Consider the following 19,272-nt stretch of genomic DNA (forward strand, 5'->3'; position numbering starts at 1 on the left):
CAGGGACCAACCGCTCCAGCGGCCGGTTTCGGTATGTCGACGAGGGAGGTTGCCCTTTAAGCGCGCGTCACCGAACCGGCCTTGAAGAAGGCGCGGCGTCGCGACGAATGCTGGCGGGTCATGACCATGGCGCGGCTATAGCGTTGCGCGGACGCAGCGTCAACGGCCAAGCCTGAACGCGGGAGCGTTTCAGGAATCCGCCGCGACGGCCAGCACCCAGTACACCTTGTATTTCGAGTTCGGCCGGTAGGCCGTCGCGATGCCGATCCGGGTCGCGCGCGGGTCGAGCAGCACCCTGTTGTGCTGGGGGCTTTCCCGCCAGCCCGAGAAGGCTTCCGCCACCGTGTGGTAGCCGGCCGAGAGATTGGCCGCCGGAGCCTTGAAGCCCGACGCGGCGAGGCGGGCCTTCAGGGCGTCGGCGGAGCTCGGCTTGTCGGCCCCTGCCATGGCGTTCGCCTCCGCTTCCGCCGCCGCCTGCAGGCCGGGGTCGATGGTCAGGGGCCCGAGGCCGTTGTTCCGGCGGTAGGCGCTGATCATGTCCCGCGCCGCCGCCGCATCCACCACCGCGTCGGCCTTGGCCATCGAGAGATAGAAGCTGGGCGTCCGGTTGGCGACGGGGCGCGGCTGGCTCTGGCAGGCCGCAAGACCGAGCACGGCGAGTCCGGTGAGGGCGAGGTGTTTCATACGGAAGACTTATCCTTGAGAAGGGTTAAGGCTTCATCCTCGTAATCCCTGCTCTTGGGCTCCTTGCCGGCATCGCCCTGCTCCTCCGGCGGAGCAGCGGACGGCGCCGGCGGAGCGCCGATCCTCCTCAGTTCGCGGAAGATGTCGAAGTAGAGGTCGCTCGACACCCGCCCGGTGGCGTCGATGTCGTCGACGAAGCAGATCAGGTCGAAGTCGATCGTGTTCTCGGTCGCCTTCTTGAAGAACACCCGCGGCGGCGGCTCGCTCATGACCTCGCGATGGGCGAGCGCGGCACGGCGCATGATCTCCGCCACCTGGTCTGGGTCCGAGGTGGCGCGTGGGACCGGAACCGACACCAGCACGCGCCCTACCCGGTCGTTGCGGACCCGGTTGCGGACGATGCCGGAGATGAGGTTCGAGTTCGGCACGATCAGGGTCGAGCGGTCTCCGGTCTGGATCTCCGTCGAGCGGACGTTGATCCGGCGCACATAGCCCTCCCCGTCGCCCACCACCACGAGATCGCCCACGCGGATCGGCCGCTCCCAGAGCAGGATCAGGCCCGAGATGAAGTTGTTGACGATGGATTGAAGACCGAAACCGATACCGACCGAGAGGGCGCCTGCGACGATGGTCAGCCGCTCGAGACTGAGGCCCAGATAGGTGAAGGACACCACCGTGGCCGCGATGAAGCCCACATAGCCTGCCGCCGTGCGGATCGAGTTGCGCAGGCCCGCATCGAGATCGGTGGCCGGCAGGAAGGTATTGTCGAGCCAGCGCTGGATCAGCCGCGTGATGATGACGCCGACCGTGAAGAGCAGGGCCGCGATCAGGATCGCCGACAGGGAGATGGTCACGTCGCCGACACTGAACCCGAAGAACACGGCTCTCAGGGACCCGACCAGATCGGTGGATTCGATGCCCCAGGGCGCCAGCACCAGCAGACCCGCCATGATGATGAGGCACAGACGGGCGACACCGCTGCCCAGAACGCCGATCTGTTCGAGGGAGCGGCGGCGCAGACCCGTATTCGCCTGAAGCGTCGTGGCGATGCGGCTCTCCCCCCTCAGGGATCCGGCGATGAACTCGTCGGCCAGGGCGATGGCGAGGATCAGAAGGGCCAGGATGATCGAGATCCAGACCACCTGATCGACCAGGAAGGAGGCCAGCGCCACATAGCCGCCGAGCACGCTGCCGACGATGAGCGCGACGACGAACCAGCCCAATGTCCGGATCGGCCCGCCGACATCCACCTCCTGCGGCACGTAGGGTCCGAGGCAGGCCTCCTCGCGGCTCGCTCTCGCGGCGAACCGGCGCAGCAGCTCGGCGAAGATCAGGGCCGAGGCGAGCGCGAAGACCGCGCGGGTGATGACCGTGATCGGCAGGGCCGCCGCGATGGCCTGGTTGAAGGAGTCGAACACCTTGCCGACGACCATGACCGTCGCGAGCGTCACGGAGAAGCTCATGATCCGCGCCGCGGAGGCGTCCGTAACCGGAATGAGCCGCCAGGACGGCCGCTCCGGCGCGAGAACCGCGTCGATCAGCGCGCGGACGAAGGCGATGAAGGCGATGCCGCGCAGGAGCGTCCCGACCACCTGCTCCAGGCGAGGCGGAAAGATGTCGGCGGAATTGAAAGCCACCCAGACGATCCAGCTTCCGGCAATCGCCGGGATCGCCCCGAGCAGCAGGACGCCGAGAGCCGCCAGCAGGCGACGGCGGCGGGTCGGCTCGGTGATCGACGGATCCCGCCTCACCACCCGGGGGGCGAGGGATCGCCGTCCCGCATAGAGAGCGATGCCGACGCCGACCGCGAGGCCGAGGATCAGGAGAACGCCGAGGGTGGTGTTGCGCTGGAGCTGACCGAGAGTGTCGGAGAAGGTGATCCGCTGCGCCCGCAGCTCGCGCGGGATGGCGTGGATTGCGTCCATCCACAGATCCGGGCTGAGGAGCCCCTCGCTCTGCGCGAAGAGCGCACGGGTGAAACCGGCCCTGCGCTGATCGCTGATCTTCGTGATGAGCTGCTCGGCCTGGACGAGGCGGGCGCGTCCGAGCCGCTGGGTCTCGTCAAGTTCGGCCACGGCGGCCTCGCGCTCGCTCCTGTCCCGGGCCACGTCGGCGCTTTCCTCGGGCTCGCCCTCCTTCGGCTTCGGCCCGAGCTGGGCCAGCCGCGCCCGGCTGGTCTCGAGCCTCGGGGCCTGCTCGTCGATCACCGCCCGGATGTCGGCGATCATGGGCTCGATCTGCTGGCGGAGGTTCTGGAGGTCCGCGTCCGACAGGACACGGCCTTCGAGGGCGAGCTCCTTCTGGTCGAGATCGGCCTTGTACCCGTCGAGCCGGGCGCGGGCCTGCCGCGTGTCGGCGGAGAGCGCCGGAGCCTCCGCGGCGGGAGCCGGCGGGGTTGCTGCGGGCGGCGTCTGAGGCTGGGTCTGCGCGGGCGGAGGCGCTACGGGAGCGGGAGCCTGCTGCGCAGCGGCGAAGCCGCCTGCCGCGAGGCCCAACGTGACCAAGGCGGCCCCGAGGAGCCGCCGCATTCCGGAAGTCGTCATTCAGTCCGCCTCGTCGCAAACCCTTGCGGGCCGGTTATGCGAATCATTGAGGCGAAAACTCGCCGCCCGTCAGGCGCAAGGCAAGAAAAAGCCGGGAGCGATGAACAACATCGTTCCCGGCCGCTTCCGCAAGGGAAAGCTATCTTACTGGTTGGTCGCGCCCGTCGCCGAAGGCTCCGCCGGCACCGGATAGGCCGGGTTGGCCGGAGAGATCCGATCCGTCGGGTTGGCTCCCGCGCCGGACGGGGAGCCGGTCACCGCCTCGCGGGATGCCTCCTGGCTCGGATTGTCGGGAGAGGTCGCGCCGACCCAGATCATGTATCCGGCGCCGATCACGGCGAGGAGGGCCAGAGCGCCGATCAGAACGCCCAGGACCGGGCGGCCGGACGCCCCTTGCCGGGAACGATCATCAGGAACGATTTTGCGCATATGAGCCTCATTGAAAAAGCAGGGTGGGGCGAGCCGGGAGGCTCGGCTGTGTGAGGGGAACGCCAGATCGGAAAGGGGGTTCCTGACCCGCCCCGATCTTCAGCGGGTTTTCCGCTTCAGGAAATCGTCCGCCATCGCCCCGGTCGGCTGGATCCAAGATCGTTCCTGGCCGTTGTTCCGGAACGGGCTACATAAACTATGTTCAGGGACGAGGGGCCTATGGTTGGACCGACCGAAGAGGAGCAGACGCGGCGCGATGATGCAGGCCGCGCGCCGCTGCGCGATCTTCGCCCCTCAGCCATGTTTTCGCCGTTTTGGACGCCCTTGGGTAATCCCTGATTCAAGGAGTTGTCATGCACGACAATCGCATCAGCCTGGATGGAACCTGGGAATTTTTGCACGTGGCGGATGACCGGCTGTCAGGCCCGGCCGAAGTTCGCCAAATCGTCGTGCCAAGTCCCTGGCAGGCTCAGTTTTCAGACCTTCGCATGCGTGCCGGCATCGGCATCTACCGCCGGACGATCGAGATCGCGGAAGAGTGGCTGCACGACACTATATGGCTGCGCTTCGGCGCGGTGTTCCACAACTCGCGGGTCTTCATCAACGGCGAGCAGGTCGGCACGAATGAAGGCGGCTTCCTGCCCTTCTCCTTCGACGTGACGAGCTTCCTCAAGCCCGGTCCCAACGAGATCAAGGTGCGCGTCGACTCGCCGACCGACAACCCGGCCGAGTTCCCGGATTCGCCCTTCGCTGAAATCCCGTTCGGCAAGCAGAGCTGGTACGGCCCCCTGTCGGGCATCTGGCAGTCCGTCTACCTCGAGCGGCGCATCACCGACCACATGAGCCGGGTTCGCCTGGTCCCCAACCGGGAGACGGGCCGGGTGACGTCGGGGGTGTTCTTCGCCCGGCCGCTCACCAGCGCGACGCAGATCCGCATCGAGGTTCGCGGCCCGTCCGGCGAGGTCGTTCTCGACGAGATGCACGAGACGCAGGTCGGCGTGACCAGCATGCCGTTCGAATTCACGGTCGCCGACGTCAAGTCCTGGTCGCCGGACGAGCCGAACCTGTACGAGGTTCGCCTGGAGCTCATCCGGGACGACGAGGTGAAGGACGAGATCACGGACCGGTTCGGCTTCCGCACCATCGAAACCCGCAACGGCAAGTTCTACCTCAACGGCGAGCCGCTCTATCTGCGCGCCGCGCTCGATCAGGACTACTACCCGGACACGATCTGCACCGTACCCTCGGTGGAGTTTCTGGAGGACCAGTTCCGCAAGGCGAAGGAACTCGGCCTCAACTGCCTGCGCTGCCACATCAAGGCGGCCGACCCGCGTTATTACGACGTCGCCGACCGCATGGGCATGCTCATCTGGACGGAGCTTCCCAACGGCGGCATGGCGACGGACCGCTCCCGTGGACGCAAGGAAAAGCTCCTGAAGGGCATCGTCGACCGCGACGTGAACCACCCGTCCATCATCATCTGGACGATCATCAACGAGAACTGGGGCGTCGACCTCGTCAACGACGCGGATCACCGCGACTGGCTGAAGCGCACCTTCGCCTGGCTCAAGGCCTACGATCCGATGCGCCTCGTGGTCGACAACTCGCCGCTCGCGCCGAGCTTCCACGTGGAATCCGACATCGCGGACTATCACTTCTACGCTGCCTATCCCGACCACCGGGACCAGTGGGACCAGTTCGTGGACGAACTGTCGAACCGCGCCTCCTGGCTCTACTCGCCGCATGGAGATGCGGTGATCACGGGGCGCGAGCCGCTCATGTGCTCAGAGTTCGGCAACTGGGGCCTGCCCTATCCGAAGGACCTGCGCGACGCGAAGGGCGAGGAGCCGTGGTGGTTCGAGACCGGCCACGACTGGGGCGAGGGCGTGATGTACGCCCACGGGGTCGAGAACCGCTTCTCCGACTGGAGTCTGGACCGCGTCTTCGGCGACCTCCGCCGCTTCGTCATCGCCGCGCAGTGGCAGCAGTTCCGCGCGCTGAAATACGAGATCGAGGCGATGCGCCGGAAGCCGAACCTGGCGGGCTACGTCATCACCGAGCTGCACGACTGCCACTGGGAGTCGAACGGGCTTCTCGACATGCGCCGCAACACCCGCGTGTTCCACGAGCTCTTCCACATCGTCAACTCGGACACGGTGATCGTGCCCAAATGGGAGCGTGCCTCCTACTGGTCCGGCGAGAAGGCGGGCCTTCACCTTTCCATCGCCCACGGCGCCGGTCCGGTCCTGGAGGATTGCCAGCTCGAGATCAGCATCTGCGGCGAGACGCAGCGCCTGCCCCTTCCGCGCATCGAGGCTCCCCACGTGCTCGATCTCGGCCGGGTGGAGGTGCCGCTGCCGGAGATGAGCGAGCCGGATCTCCGCCGCATCAGCTTCGACATCCGCTCGTCCGACGGGCGCCTGATCTCGCACAACCACTTCGACCTGGCGATCCACCCGAAGCGCGGCCGGCCGGTCTACTCGCGCGAGCTGGTCTGGGCGCCGGACGAGGACATCCGCGAGCGGTTCCGGGCCCTGGGCTACACCCCGGCCCGTGCGCTCGAGGAATCGACGATGATCGTCTCGCGCACCCACAACAAGGCGATCGTGGACCACGTGCGCCAGGGCGCGAAGCTCCTGCTCCTGCCTGAGGAGGACATGAGCCTTTATCCGTTCTTCCCGCACTGGCAGGCCGTGAAGGTGCAGGCCCGCGCCGGCACCCTCTGGTCGGGCGACTGGGCCTCCTCCTTCGGCTGGCTGAGGCGCTCGGGCCATTTCGCCCGCTTCCCCTCCGGACCGCTCCTCGACGAGACCATGGACCGGGTGCTGCCCGACCACGTGATTTCGGGCTGCAACCTGCTCGACTTCCAGGCCCGTGTCTTCGCAGGCCTCGTGGTCGGCTGGATCCACAAGCCGGTGGCCCTGGGCGTGGAACGCTCCTACGGACGCGGACGCCTCGTCGCCTCCACGCTGCGCCTGCTTCGGGACGAGCCGATGGCCGATCCCACCGCGACGACGCTGCTGGATGCCCTGACGGAGCTCGCCGTGGAATCGCGGTCGCCCCGTCTCGAAGAGGCCGTGCGGGCAGCCGAAGCGGCGGCCTGAGGCTCCCTTCGTTGTTTCCAAACGCGAGCGGCGCAGGGAGAACCCTGCGCCGCTTTTTTTACGCGCAAGAAAAATGGCCGGCGGAGACCGGCCATCGCTTTTCCTGCCGAAGCGGGTTCGGGTGCGGGATTACTCGGCCGCGAGCTTCATGGCATCTGCCGACCAATCGACCTCGTTCTCGGCGAAGAACCGATCGAGGGCGCTCTCCAGGCTCGGCATGAGGATGCCGCGTTCGGTGGAGAGGGCCGTGCTGAAGGTGGGCCTGTCTTCCGCCGCCGCCACGAGGGCCGGATCGAACCCCGCCCGCTCGGCCGCCATGGCGGCCAGGTCGCGCCAGGAGGTTTCCCCGAGATTGGCCATGTGCCAGAGGCCGGTGCCGCCGTCGATCAGCAGGTCGAGGGACGTATTCACGAGATCCGGCACGTAAGTGGGAGAGACGCTGTCTGCGCTGGCCTCCACCGCCTCGCCGCGGCTCAGGGTGTTCAGGATCGACCAGACGAAGTTGTAGCGGTCCCAGGGGCCGAAGAAGGCGCTCGTGCGAATGACCAGGGCCTTGTCGTGGGCCGACAGGACGAGGCGCTCCGCCTCGGCCTTGCTGGCCCCATAGACGGTCGTGGGATTGACCTCGTCGCTTTCCACATAGGCGCGGTCCAGCGAACCGTCGAAGACGAGGTCGGAGGAGAAGGTCACGAGGGGAATGCCGAGATCGGCGCAGGCCTGCGCCAGGACATGGGCGCCGACCGCATTCTCGCGAAAGCAGCGTTCGGGCTCGTCCTCGGCCTGTGCGACCCGCACGTAGCCGGCCGTATTGATGACCGCCCAGGGCCTGTGGCAGGCGAGAGCGGCCTTCACGCTTGCCGGATCCGCGATGTTCATGTCGTTGCGGGAGAGCAGGGTGTGGTCGAGGCCGCGGAAATCGCAGAGGCGGGAGAAGGCGCGCCCGAGGGTTCCGGTGGCGCCCGTGATCAGGAGCTGGCGCGGCGCGCCGACGAGGCGGCAGGCATTCGATTTCCGTGCCGGCGGACGATAGAAGCGGATGTCGCGCTTCCACCAGCCGGCACGGTCGAGAACCGGGTGATCGAACGAGCCCGTCTTGGCGAGCGCCTCGGCCGCATGAGCCAGAGCCGTGCGCCGGGGCTCGGGAGCCCGCACGTCGAAAGGTCCCGGCTCGTAGAAGCCGTTGCGCCTGGTCAGCAGGCTGTTCCAGTCGACGGCGCCGAAGAGCGACCAGACCGTCACGGCGCGGATGTCGGCCCCCTCGTCGCGCAGGGTCTCGACACCTTTCCACACCTCCACGAGCCAGCGGAGCTGGTCGTCGCGAGTGCTGCCGTGATGGGCCTCGGTGACGGCCATGGGCCGCCGGTAGCGTTCCCAGACCTCGCGCAGCCGGGCGGCAGGGCCGAGATCCTCGGGCGGCAAGGGCATGCGGACAGCCTCGGCATCCGCATATCGGTGCCTGCCGTTGCCGCCCCAATGGTGCTCGGGATAGCGGGCCATGCGCTCGTCCAGATACCGCTCGCTGGTGAGGTAATGGTTGATGCCGATGATGTCCGGCGCGGCATCGCCCTCCAGCAGAAGCTCGAGATCAGCCTGATCCACGCCGTTCCTAAGGAGGACCGGCCACCAGGGATGGTCGCGGTCGACCATGCCGCAGAGCAGGTCGAAACTGAGGAAGCGGCGCTGGTTCTCGTGCTCGGCCTGGTAGGCGAGCGTGGGGGTGGAGAAGGTCTTGCCCATGTCGTCCGTCTGGACGAGCTGGGCATCGGGCCGGAACTTGCGGATGGCGCGCATGGACAGAAGCGTCGCCTTGCATTCGTTCACCAGGATCTTGAGAAACGTCTCGTCGCTCGTGCCGTGCGGATACCAATGGCCGTAGAGCCCCGAGAACCGGGCCGTGGTCAGGGGTTCGTTGACGGGCGTGTAGAGATCGAGGTGCGGATAGCGCTCCGCCACGTTGGCCGCGTGACGGGCCAGCAGCTCCGGCCAGGCCGGATCGAGCATGTCGGTATAGCTCGGCCCGCTGCCGTGGTGGCAAAGGCCGGCAATCGCCCGGATGCCGAGTTCCTGCAGCCGGGCGATGCGCGTGTCGTGCCAGGAGAAATCCGCCTCGTCCGGAGAGGAGGGTGAGATGGCCTCCCAGAGCACCGGATACCGAACTGTCCGTATACCGAGGGCTGCGATCCGGTCGAGATCCTCGATCCGGTCGCGATGTCCCGTCTCGAGGCTTTGGTCGCGGAAGTCATCGCCTATTCTTGCGATAGTACATTCGATTCCGCCCCAAAGCTCCAACGGTTCTCTCATCATCCATCTCCGAGCTATTACAAAGTGCGACTTACAACATACTTAGCGCGGATTTGTTCGATGACGTTTCGACTATGACGCCAGCGCCGCCGAAGCGGTCATGACTTTGACATCAGCCGTATCGGCGCTGACTGGAAGAGCCTCGTTGATGCGCCGGAACGTGGCGAGGGCCTGCCCGACGATCTGGTCCATGTTGTAGTAGCGATAGGTCGCGAGACGGCCGACGAACCACACGTCCGGCGTTGCCAGGGCGAGGCGCTCGTATTTCTTGAAGAGCTCCTGGTTTTCCGGCTTCGGAATCGGGTAGTAGGGGTCGCCTTCGGCGGAAGGGTATTCGTAGGTCAGGGCGGTCTTCGTGTGCTCCTGGCCCGTCAGGTGCTTGTACTCCGTGATCCGGGTGTAATCGTTCGTCTGCGGATAGTTCACCACGCCCACGGGCTGGTGCCATGCCTTGTCGAGCGTCACGTGCTCGAAGCGCAGCGAGCGATAAGGCAGCTTCCCGAACCGGAAATCGAAGTACTCGTCGATCGGGCCCGTATAGATGACGCGGCGATGCGGAACGACGTTCTTCACGTCCTCGTAGTCCGTCTGCGTCATCACGTTGATGTTCGGATGACTCACCATCTTCTCGAACATGCGCGTGTAGCCGTGCTTCGGCATGAACTGGAACTCGTCGCCGAAATAGCGATCGTCCCTGTTGGTGCGGGTCGGAACGCGGGACGTCACCGACTTGTCGAGCTCCGACGGATCGAGGCCCCACTGCTTGCGGGTATAGCCGCGGAAGAACTTCTCGTACAATTCGCGGCCGACCGTGGAGACCACCACGTCCTCGGACGTCCTGATCTCGTCCACCTTCTCGGCCCGCTGGGCGAACCAGTCCTGCAACTGCTCAGAGGTCAGGTTGAGGTTGTAGAGCTTGTTGACCGTGTCGAGGTTGATCGGAATCGGCACGAGCATTCCGTCCACCTCCGCCAGCACCCGGTGCTCGTAGAAGCGCCATTCGGTGAAGCGGGACAGGTAATCGAAGATCTGCTTCGAATTGGTGTGGAAGATGTGCGGACCATAACGATGGATCAGAAGCCCGTCATCGTCGTAGCAATCGTAGGCATTGCCGCCGATATGGGGGCGCCTGTCGATCAGGAGAACGCGCTCGTTGCGCTCGTTCGCAAGGCGTTCGGCAAGAACGCTGCCCGCGAAGCCGGCACCGACAATCAGCCAATCGTACATTCGCTTACTCCGCAGGCGTGGTGGCATAAATCGGAAGCGAGGAAGCGGGGCGATCCGTGATCGCATCGCCGGTCACGTCCAGCATCAGCTTGTGCATGGAAGCCCAGGTCTTGTCCCAGGAGCCGGACGCGAGATGGCGGTCGACCTTGGCGAGCCACGCCTCCTTCGGCCGGTTCAGGATCGTCTCGACCTTCTCCACGGCCTCCTGAGCGCTCCTGGCGATCTCGACGAGACCCTTCTCGCCGTAAGGCCGCACCACGTCCGTGATCGCGGTCGAGACGACGGGCACGCCGGCGGCCAGGAATTCAGGCGTCTTCGTCGGGCTGATGAACTTCGTCGCCTCGTTGAGGGCGAACGGCATGAAGCCGATGCTCCAGCCGGACAGGTACTGCGGCAGCTCGTTGTAGGACTTGCCGCCGAGCCAGTGAATATTGGGCCGTTTGGGCAGAGTGGCGGGATCGATCTTCACCACCGGGCCGATCATCACGAACTGCCAATCGGGGCGCAGGGCGGCGACCTGATCCACGAGATCGATGTCCATGCGCTCGTCGATGACGCCGAAGAAGCCGAGGCGCGGATAGGGAATATGCGCCTGATCGCTTGGATCCTGCTTGACGCCGCGCGCCTTGGAGAAATGATTGAAGTCGATGGAGGACGGAAAGGCGTGGACGCTGCGGTGCCGGTTGCGCTTGGCCTCGTACAGGCTCATGCCGCCGGTGAACACGAGATCGGCGCGGGTGAACAGGTCGTTCTCCAGATCGAGGAGTTCCTGCGAAGCGCCGCGGAACAGCGAAAGCTCGTCCATGTTGTCGTAGATGCACAGGTCGCATTCGAGGTCGCTCGTGAATGCGATCGCCATGGGCGTATAGTACCAGAACACGCGCAGAGCGCTGGATTCGCGCCCGATCAGGGCTTCGATCAGATCGTGCTGTTCGGCGATCACATCCTCGGGGGACAGCCCTTCAGGCAGCATCGGCACGGCGACGGTCACGCCCTGCGGCCGGTCGCTGATGTCCATGTGGGAGGTGATCCCGGGCTTGAAGACTGGCTCCTCGATGATGAGGACGTCGTAGTGATTTGCTGCACGGCTGAGGAGATGTTGCGGGCGTTGCCAGACGAAATCCCAGCGAAGGTGAGAGAAGCAAACGAGGAGAGGCTTTTTTGACTCGGCCTTAAAAGGCGAACGAAGGGCATGCGACTGCGTTATCAAACGCTCATGCATAGCGCGATCCTCAGGTACAGATGTGTTGTCACGATCGGACAGAAAATACGGTCCGCGGCGATGAATGTGGCTAGTTTTGTGAATCGGACCGGCGAAGGGTCGCGGTCGCAATCGACTATCTAACGCAGAGGATGCAATTTGGTTCCATCTGCGCGCGGTCTTGTGAGCATCTGTTCACAAGAACAGAGTCGATCACTTCTTTTCCAGCATCAACGTGCCTTGTTTCTGGATGAAGTTCTTCGCTTTTTCAGCAACCATAGCCAAAAGCCACGGCAATTGGACTTCAACCTTCACCTGTTCTTCGAAAACCTGAAGATGACCATTGATCGACTGCCCCATGGCGCCGACGCGAAAGTCCATGCGGTCCCCGCTCCACGTTTCCTCCACGGAGGCGACCTTGTCCCCGAACTGCGACTTGAGGCGCGTCAGGCCTCCCTGCAGGCGTCGCATGGCTTCCGCTTTGCCGAGATTGTGGGGAATGGACACGACGAGAGGTTTCGACATCAGGCTTCTCCGTTCTTGCGATGACAAGCGAAGCGATGCCGTCCCGGTTCCTCGCTAGAGCATCTCGACCTTGAGGGCCCGTACGACGATGGTTTCCTGGTCGAACCGCCGCTCGAGCTCGGCCCTGTAGTCCTCCCACCAGGAATGATCGAGCTCGCGCGCCATGACCTCGAAAACGACGATATCGTCGTGGGACGTGTGGCCGCCCTCCTTCCAGACGCCTTCCGCCGGCGCCCGGGTGAAGCTCGTGATGCCGCCGAACCGCTCCGCCAGCTCGGCGCGCACGCGCCCATAGGCGGCGCCGTCGAAGCGGCGGCCGTCGTTGTCCGCGAGGGGCAGGAGGAGTTGAACCAGATGCATCGCCGGGACCCTGAGCTTCGCCTGCCGAACACGAACCGGCAGGCGAAGGATGTTCTAGGGCCGATTGCGGCGAAGGCGAGGGTCTCAGGCCTGCTGGGCGGCGAAGAGGTCCCGGTCGGACGCCGGGAGGCTGTCGTCCACCATGTAGCGGCTGGTGAGCTTGGAAATGCGCCAGGGGCGCTCCGTCGAGGCGTGGATGGCCTCCGACGGACGGAGTCGCCGGGTGGTGCCGTCGGCCTGGACCTCGTCGATGACTACGAATCCGAAGATCGTCAGCCGGGTCGCCATGACCTTGGTGGCACGGTCGTCCGCCGCGATGGGCAGGGATCCGGCGGTGTAGACCGCATCCATGAGACTTCTCTGATCGCGGCGCGGCGAAGCCGACGAACGCGCTCCCGGAAAGCGAACGACATTCGTCGCTTCAGACGATCTCGATTCCATAATACGCAACCCCTGGTCCCGAATCAGGCCAAGGATCGCCGCAAGGGATTAAGAACCGCCTAACCCTAGTCGAGCCTGTGCAGGGAGACGTATCCGGTGCCCGCCGCCGTCAGGCCGAGCGCCTGGGCGGGGCCTTTCGCGAGGTCGATGATGCGCCGCCCCGCGAAGGGTCCCCGGTCGTTGATCCTGACGACCACGGAGCGGCCGTTCTTCTCGTTGACGACGCGGAGCCTGGTCCCGAAAGGCAGCGACCGGTGCGCTGCCGTCATGGCGGCGGAATTGAAGCGCTCGCCGCTCGCCGTGCGTCGGCCGTGAAAGCCTGGGCCGTACCACGAGGCGACGCCGCGCTGGAGTTGCCTTCCTGTCTCGAATTTGTCCTGTGAGATCGACCCGGTTGCCATGGGGTCCGTTGTGTTGCAGGCCGCCATGAAAAGAATAGGCATCACGCAGGATGCACGGGTGAGGATCTTCTTCAAGGATAGTCTCCCCTTGTATTGTGCTTGTCAGTCAAGCTGACGCATAACAAGGCAAGAATATGGCGCGGCGTTTTTCCCTTTGTATTCTATACTTTTTTGCCAACCGGATAATCTTACATATAGCCTTATTAGCTGCCAAGCTTGATTCTCAATAGCCTCGCGGGCGTTTTGTTCCATGCCGAGGGATTTTTTCCCGCCTGCTCCTGCAGCAGGAGGATCTGGTCGTCCGAAGAAGCTGATCTAATTGTGGTCAGACGGCCGGGCCCAGGAGCCACGCGCCGCATGAGGGCCGTCGCTTCATGTCCAATCCATCCGCATCGTCGCGCGTCGCCGTCGTCGGCGCAGGGCCAGGTGGTCTTGCGGCCGCCATGCTCCTCGCCAAGGAAGGCATCCCGGTCACGATCTTCGAGCGGGAGGCCGCCGTAGGAGGCCGCACCCGCACGATCACGGCGCCCGGCGGGTACAAATTCGATATCGGCCCGACCTTCTTCCTCTATCCGCGCATCCTCAAGGACATCTTCGAGGCCTGCGGCGAGCGGCTCGAGGATCATGTCGCGATGCAGCGCCTCGATCCTCAGTACCACCTGGTCTTCGAGGGCGGCGGCGAGATCCGCGCCACGGCCGATCTGACCCGCCTCGAACAGGAAATCGCCCGCCTCGCCCCGCAGGATGCAAGGAACGTCCGCCGGTTCCTGGAGGATAACCGGGGCAAGCTGGAAGCCTTCCGCCCGGTGCTGGAGCAGGCCTTTTCGAGCCCCGCCGACCTCGTTTCCCCGGCGATGATCGCCGCTCTGCCGAAGCTCCGTCCCTTCTCCAGCGTGGACAAGGACCTCCGGCGCTACTTTTCGGACCCGCGCGTCCGGCTCGCCTTCTCGTTCCAGACCAAATACCTGGGCATGTCGCCGTTCCAGTGCCCGAGCCTGTTCACGATCCTGTCGTTCCTGGAATACGAGCACGGGGTCTATCACCCTATCGGCGGGTGCGGCGCGGTGTCGGAGGGCATGGCGGCGGTCGCCCGCAAGATGGGCGTCGACATTCGCCTGAACACGCCGGTCGACCGCATCCTCTACGAGAACGGGGAGGCGGTCGGGATCGAGGCGGGAGGCGAGCGTGTCCCGGCGGGCTCCATCGTGGTGAACGGCGATTTCGGGCACGCCATGCGCCGCCTCGTGCCGGAAGCGATGCGCCCGCGCTGGCGCGACAGGAAGCTCGACCGTGCGAAGCTCTCGTGCTCGACCTTCATGCTCTATCTCGGCATCGAGGGCGGCGTCGGCGATCTGGCCCACCACACGATCCTGCTTTCGCGCGACTACGAGCGCAACATCCGCGAGATCACCGAGGGCACCCTGTCCGAGGAGCCCTCGGTCTATGTGCAGCATGGCGGCGCGACCGATCCGTCGCTCGCCCCCGAGGGGCACACCAGCCTCTACGTGCTGGTGCCCGTGCCCAACCTGCGCTGCAGCATCGATTGGGCTCGCGAGGCGCCGCGTTACCGGCGGATCGTGCTGGAGCGACTGAAACGCCTCGGGCTCGGCGACATCGAAAGCCGCATCCGCTTCGAGCGCATGGTGACCCCGACCCACTGGCAGGACGAGTTCGCCGTGTTCGAGGGCGCCACCTTCAATCTGGCGCACAACCTGACGCAGATGCTCTACTTCCGCCCGAACAACCGCTTCGGGCGCAATGTCTATCTGGTCGGAGGCGGCACCCACCCGGGCAGCGGCCTGCCGGTGATCTACGAGGGCGCCCGGATCACCACGCGACTGCTGCTGGAGGACCGGGAGCGCCGCCGCGCCGGCGACACCGGCCAGGAGCCCCTGCTCGCCCCTGTCGGCGAAGCCACCCTGTGAGGATGCGGCCATGCGGTCCCTCGGCCTTGCAGGACTTCTCGTGTTGGCCGGCACCGCCGCGCAGGCGGCGACCCTCGTGATCCGTGCGGAGGGCGTCACGCCGGACGGCAACAGGATCTATGCCGGCATCTGCGACAGGAGTTTCGAGGAGGCGACCTGTCCCTACAGGGCCAGCAGCCCCGCCTCGGCGGGGCGGGTCGAGCTGCGGGTGAGGAACGTGAAGCCCGGCTCCTATGCCATCGCGGTTTTCCATGACCGCAACGGCAATGCGAAGCTGGACCGCAGCTTCATCGGCCTGCCGGCGAGCCCTACGGCTTCTCGAACGACGCAGGCCGGCGCGGGCGCCCCGATTTCGAGGCGGCCCGCATCGTCGTGCGGGAGCCCGCGACAACCGTGGTCGTTCCCGTTCGCTAGAGGCGCCATGCAGGACCACGCTTCCGCTCCTCCGTCGCATTCCCGGGTCGATCCGGCCCCCATGGGAGCGGGCTTTTCCTGCGGCGCTCCCGCGGCGCCCATCAATGACCCGTGCCTCGCCTTGAAGTGGGCCATGCCCTTCCTAGAACCAGAAGTCAGGAGCATGCCCCCATTCTCCGGGACCGATCGAACGAGCGGGCACGGCCGGACCAACGCCTTCCTTGGAGGACATTCGTGAGCAGTCAGGGGACTTCGGTAGCCGTCATCGGCGGCGGTTTGGGGGGATTGGCGGCAGCCTGCGTGGCGGCCGCGCGCGGACACCGGGTCACCCTCTATGACAAGAATCCCTGGCTTGGCGGCAAGGCGGCGGTGCTGCACGAAGGCGGTTTCCGCTTCGATATGGGTCCGACCATCCTCACCGTTCCGCGCGTCCTGGAGCGCATCTTCGCCGAGGCCGGACGCAATCTCTCCGATTATCTCGACCTCGTGCGCCTGGACCCGCAATGGCGCTGCTTCTTCGACGACGGCTCGCGCATCGACCTGCTGGAGAACGTCGACGCCATGGCCGAGGCCATGGACCGTTTCGCGCCCGGCAAGAAGGCGGGCGACGGCTACCGGAGGTTCCAGGAGCTGTCCGAGAACCTCCATCACATCTCCAACCGCTTCTTCTTCTGGAAGCCGGTGGAGGACCTGTTCGACACGATCAACATCCGCGCCAACATGAATCCCGCGACCCTGCGGGACGTCCTGTCCCTGCGCATGGGGTCCTCCGTCGCCGGCACGATCCGCTCCAAGGTGAAGGACGACCGTCTCGCGCAGATGCTCGACCATTTCACGCAATATGTGGGCTCGTCTCCCTACGGATCGCCCGCGGTTCTGTGCGCCATCGCCCATATGCAGGCGGCCGAGGGCGTCTGGTATCCCATGGGCGGCACCCGCGCCGTGGCCGAGGCCCTGACGAAGCTCGCCGCCGAACTGGGTGCGACCTTCCGGCCCGACACGGATGTGCAATCCCTCCAGATCGAGAACGGCGCGGTGACGGGCCTCGTGACCGCGAACGGGGACGCGGTGGCCTATGACAGGGTCATCTCCAACATGGACTCGATCCGCACCTATCAGGAGCTCGTGGGCGGCGAGGTCGGCGTCCACTACGCCAAGAAGGACTTCGAGCCCGCCTGCTCCGGCGTCGTGCTCTATCTCGGCCTCGACCGGCGCTACGACCATCTGCTCCATCACGATTTCGTCTTCTCCCGCGATCCGGAGGAGGAATTCGACTTCATCTATCGCAAGGGCGAGCCCGCGCCCGATCCAACGTGCTACATCGCGGCCCCCTCGGGCACGGACCCGAGCGTCGCGCCCGAGGGTGGCGAGGCGCTCTACGTGCTCGTTCACACCCCGTACCTGCGCCCCCATCACGACTGGTCGCAGATGTTCCCCGCCTACCGGCAGGTCATTCTCGACAAGCTGAAACGCGCCGCCGGCATGGAGGACATCGAGAGCCGCATCGTCGTCGAGCGCCACCTGACGCCGCAGGACATCCACGACCGCTACAAGGTGCTGAACGGTGCGATCTACGGCCTGGCGAGCCACGGCAAGTTCATGGGCGCGTTCAAGCCCGGCAACAGAAGCCGGCAGGTGAGCGGGCTCTACCTCGCGGGCGGCGCCGCCCATCCGGGCCCCGGCATGCCCATGGTGATGATGTCCGGCTGGATCGCCGCCGACGCGCTCGATGCGGATGTGAAAGGCGAGAACGTACGGAAAGTGTCTTGAGACAGGAAGCGGACCCAGCAGCCGGAAGACGAAGCCGGAACCGGCCCGCGGAGGCCTCTCCGGTGGCGCGCCGCTCCGCCGTCGTCCATCGCTTCATGCTCTCCTATTTCCGCCGCTATTTCACGCAGCACATGAACGCGCTGCGGATCGCCTCGTGGGGCAGTCCTGCGATGCCGCAGCAGGGCCCGGTCGTCGTCTATTCCAACCACCCGGCCTGGTGGGACGCGGCGGTTTACATCCTGGCCGCGGACCGTTTCCTCCCCGACTACGAGAGCTACGCGCCCATCGATGCCGCCATGCTGCAGCAATACGGCGTCTTCAGCCGCATCGGAGCCTTCGGCGTGGACCTCGACACGCCGCGAGGCGCGGCGGCCTTTCTCAAGGCGAGCAAGGACATCCTCTCTTCCCATCGACGCGCGCTCTGGATCACTGCGCAGGGCCGCTTCAGCGACGTGCGGGAGCGCCCGCTCGGCCTCAGGCCCGGCGTGGCGCGCCTCGTCGAACTCGCCCCTGACTGCACCATCGTGCCGCTCGCCATCGAATACGCCTTCTGGGCGGAACGCGGCGCCGAGGCCTTCATCGCTTTCGGGCCGCCGATGCAGGGACGCGATCTCGTCGGTCAGCCCCGCACCGCCCGCCTGGAACGTCTCGAGAGCACGCTTGCGGAAACGCTCGACCGTCTGAGCGCCGATGTCGAAAGCCGCGATCCGGACAGATTCCGGATCGTCCTCGAAGGCCGTTCCGGCATCGGCGGCATCTATGACGGCTGGCGTCGCGTGGCGGCGGCCCTGACCGGACGCAGATTCGATCCATCGCACGAGGGGCACCGTCCATGATGATTGCGCTCGGGCTCGTCCTGCTGGTGCTGGCCGCTTTCCCCGCCGTACTGGCGTTCATGAACCTCGCCGTTCTGCAGGGCACCCCGAGGCATCGTCCGCAGGCGGATACCCTGGTCTCGATCATCGTTCCGGCGCGCAACGAGGCGACGAACATTGCGCCGGCCTTGGATTGCGCCCTGGCGAGCGTCGGAGTGCCGGTCGAAGTCCTCGTGATCGACGACGGCTCCACCGATGCCACCGCCGAGATCGTGCGCGCCTATGCGGCGCGCGACGGGCGCGTGCGGCTCCTCACGGCTCCTCCCCTGGAGGACGGCTGGACCGGAAAGGTCCATGCCTGCCATCACGCTGCGCTGGCCGCGCGCGGCACGCATTTCCTGTTCGCGGATGCGGATGTGCGCCTTGCGCCCAACGCGGCCGCGATCCTTGCCGGTCACGCCCAGGCCACCGATGCGAAGCTGGTGAGCGCCGTGCCGCGCCAAGTCATGAAGTCGCTCGGCGAATGGCTGATCGTGCCGACGATCAACTTCCTGATGCTCGGCTATCTTCCCATGGGATTCATGCGCCTCTCGCGGGATCCCGGCCTCGGCGCGGCCTGCGGCCAGCTCGTTCTCGTCGAGGCGCAGGCTTACCGCGCCGCGGGCGGGCACGAAGCGATCCGCTCCCTCATCCATGACGGCATCCAGCTCGCCCGCCTCTTCCGCCGGAAGGGCTACATGACCGATCTCCTGCCCGGCGACCGCCTCGCCTCCTGCCGGATGTATAAGAGCTTCCGCGAGGCCTGGGCGGGCTTCGCCAAGAATGCCCATGAGGGAATGGCGACACCCGTGGCCCTGCCGGTCTGGACCGTTCTTCTCTTCGGCGGCCATGTCCTGCCGTTCGTGCTTCTCGCCGTCGCCCCTTCAGTTCCCATCGCGCTGGCGGCCTTCCTGTCCTTGGGCACTCGCGCCATCGTGACCGTGGCGACGCGCGAGAACCCATTGTCCATTCCCCTGCATCCTTTCACCATCCTGGTGGGTCTGGCGATCCAATGGAGCGTGCTCCTGCGGATCGGATCGGCACGCCGCGCCGGGTGGAAGGGCAGGCTCTATCCCGTAGGGTAACGCATATG

At 65.8% G+C, this 19,272-nt stretch carries 16 protein-coding genes; 6 read left to right on the top strand and 10 right to left on the bottom strand.

Features of this window, described 5'->3' with window-relative positions:
- Positions 1-189: 189 nt before the first annotated feature.
- The 3 genes from LGR44_RS04355 to LGR44_RS04365 form a co-directional block, all read right to left on the bottom strand.
- A complete protein-coding gene (locus LGR44_RS04355; RefSeq protein WP_226737638.1) occupies positions 190-684 on the bottom strand; it encodes a CAP domain-containing protein in 495 nt (164 codons plus the stop codon).
- Entirely contained in the window at positions 681-3,227 is a 2,547-nt protein-coding gene (locus LGR44_RS04360) for a DUF3772 domain-containing protein (RefSeq protein WP_226737640.1), read from the bottom strand. The genes LGR44_RS04355 and LGR44_RS04360 overlap by 4 nt, the downstream gene beginning before the upstream one ends.
- 144 nt (positions 3,228-3,371) lie before the next feature.
- Complete coding sequence (locus LGR44_RS04365; protein WP_226737642.1) at positions 3,372-3,656, bottom strand: hypothetical protein; 285 nt, start codon at positions 3,654-3,656, stop codon at positions 3,372-3,374.
- A gap of 353 nt (positions 3,657-4,009) precedes the next feature.
- Here LGR44_RS04365 and LGR44_RS04370 point away from each other — a divergent pair, with 353 nt between their 5' ends.
- Positions 4,010-6,760, top strand: coding sequence for a glycoside hydrolase family 2 protein (locus LGR44_RS04370; protein WP_226737644.1), 2,751 nt, complete (start codon positions 4,010-4,012; stop codon positions 6,758-6,760).
- A 129-nt stretch (positions 6,761-6,889) separates the two neighbouring features.
- On the opposite strand, the gene LGR44_RS04375 is transcribed toward LGR44_RS04370, so the two are convergent.
- From LGR44_RS04375 to LGR44_RS04405, 7 genes are all read right to left on the bottom strand, one after another.
- Positions 6,890-9,061 (bottom strand): family 1 glycosylhydrolase, encoded by a 2,172-nt coding sequence (locus LGR44_RS04375; RefSeq protein ID WP_226737646.1) that lies wholly within the window; start codon positions 9,059-9,061, stop codon positions 6,890-6,892.
- Between the two features lie 72 nt (positions 9,062-9,133).
- The gene (glf, locus tag LGR44_RS04380; RefSeq protein WP_226737648.1) at positions 9,134-10,288 is read right to left on the bottom strand and encodes a UDP-galactopyranose mutase; all 1,155 of its coding nucleotides are present in this window, start codon (positions 10,286-10,288) and stop codon (positions 9,134-9,136) included.
- A 4-nt stretch (positions 10,289-10,292) separates the two neighbouring features.
- Entirely contained in the window at positions 10,293-11,306 is a 1,014-nt protein-coding gene (locus LGR44_RS04385; protein ID WP_226737650.1) for a glycosyltransferase, read from the bottom strand.
- A gap of 396 nt (positions 11,307-11,702) precedes the next feature.
- Positions 11,703-12,014, bottom strand: coding sequence for a polyhydroxyalkanoic acid system family protein (locus LGR44_RS04390; RefSeq protein WP_226737653.1), 312 nt, complete (start codon positions 12,012-12,014; stop codon positions 11,703-11,705).
- Positions 12,015-12,068: 54 nt separating this feature from the next.
- A complete protein-coding gene (locus LGR44_RS04395) occupies positions 12,069-12,374 on the bottom strand; it encodes a hypothetical protein (RefSeq protein ID WP_226737655.1) in 306 nt (101 codons plus the stop codon).
- Between the two features lie 84 nt (positions 12,375-12,458).
- Entirely contained in the window at positions 12,459-12,725 is a 267-nt protein-coding gene (locus LGR44_RS04400) for a hypothetical protein (protein ID WP_226737657.1), read from the bottom strand.
- A 155-nt stretch (positions 12,726-12,880) separates the two neighbouring features.
- Positions 12,881-13,216: a septal ring lytic transglycosylase RlpA family protein gene (locus LGR44_RS04405; RefSeq protein ID WP_226737939.1), complete on the bottom strand. Its 336-nt coding sequence runs from the start codon at positions 13,214-13,216 to the stop codon at positions 12,881-12,883.
- A gap of 374 nt (positions 13,217-13,590) precedes the next feature.
- Here LGR44_RS04405 and crtI point away from each other — a divergent pair, with 374 nt between their 5' ends.
- The 5 genes from crtI to LGR44_RS04430 all read left to right on the top strand — a co-directional run bounded on the left by crtI (position 13,591) and on the right by LGR44_RS04430 (position 19,264).
- A complete protein-coding gene (gene crtI / locus LGR44_RS04410; RefSeq protein WP_226737659.1) occupies positions 13,591-15,141 on the top strand; it encodes a phytoene desaturase family protein in 1,551 nt (516 codons plus the stop codon).
- A gap of 10 nt (positions 15,142-15,151) precedes the next feature.
- Entirely contained in the window at positions 15,152-15,793 is a 642-nt protein-coding gene (locus tag LGR44_RS04415) for a DUF2141 domain-containing protein (protein ID WP_226737661.1), read from the top strand.
- Entirely contained in the window at positions 15,790-17,325 is a 1,536-nt protein-coding gene (locus LGR44_RS04420) for a phytoene desaturase family protein (protein ID WP_226737663.1), read from the top strand. The genes LGR44_RS04415 and LGR44_RS04420 overlap by 4 nt, the downstream gene beginning before the upstream one ends.
- Before the next feature lie 95 nt (positions 17,326-17,420).
- Positions 17,421-18,161, top strand: coding sequence for a lysophospholipid acyltransferase family protein (locus LGR44_RS04425; protein ID WP_226737941.1), 741 nt, complete (start codon positions 17,421-17,423; stop codon positions 18,159-18,161).
- Entirely contained in the window at positions 18,161-19,264 is a 1,104-nt protein-coding gene (locus LGR44_RS04430; protein ID WP_226737943.1) for a glycosyltransferase, read from the top strand. The genes LGR44_RS04425 and LGR44_RS04430 overlap by 1 nt, the downstream gene beginning before the upstream one ends.
- Positions 19,265-19,272: the final 8 nt, after the last annotated feature.

This window comes from Microvirga lenta, from assembly GCF_020532555.1.
In the GTDB taxonomy this organism is placed as follows: Bacteria; Pseudomonadota; Alphaproteobacteria; order Rhizobiales; family Beijerinckiaceae; genus Microvirga; species Microvirga lenta.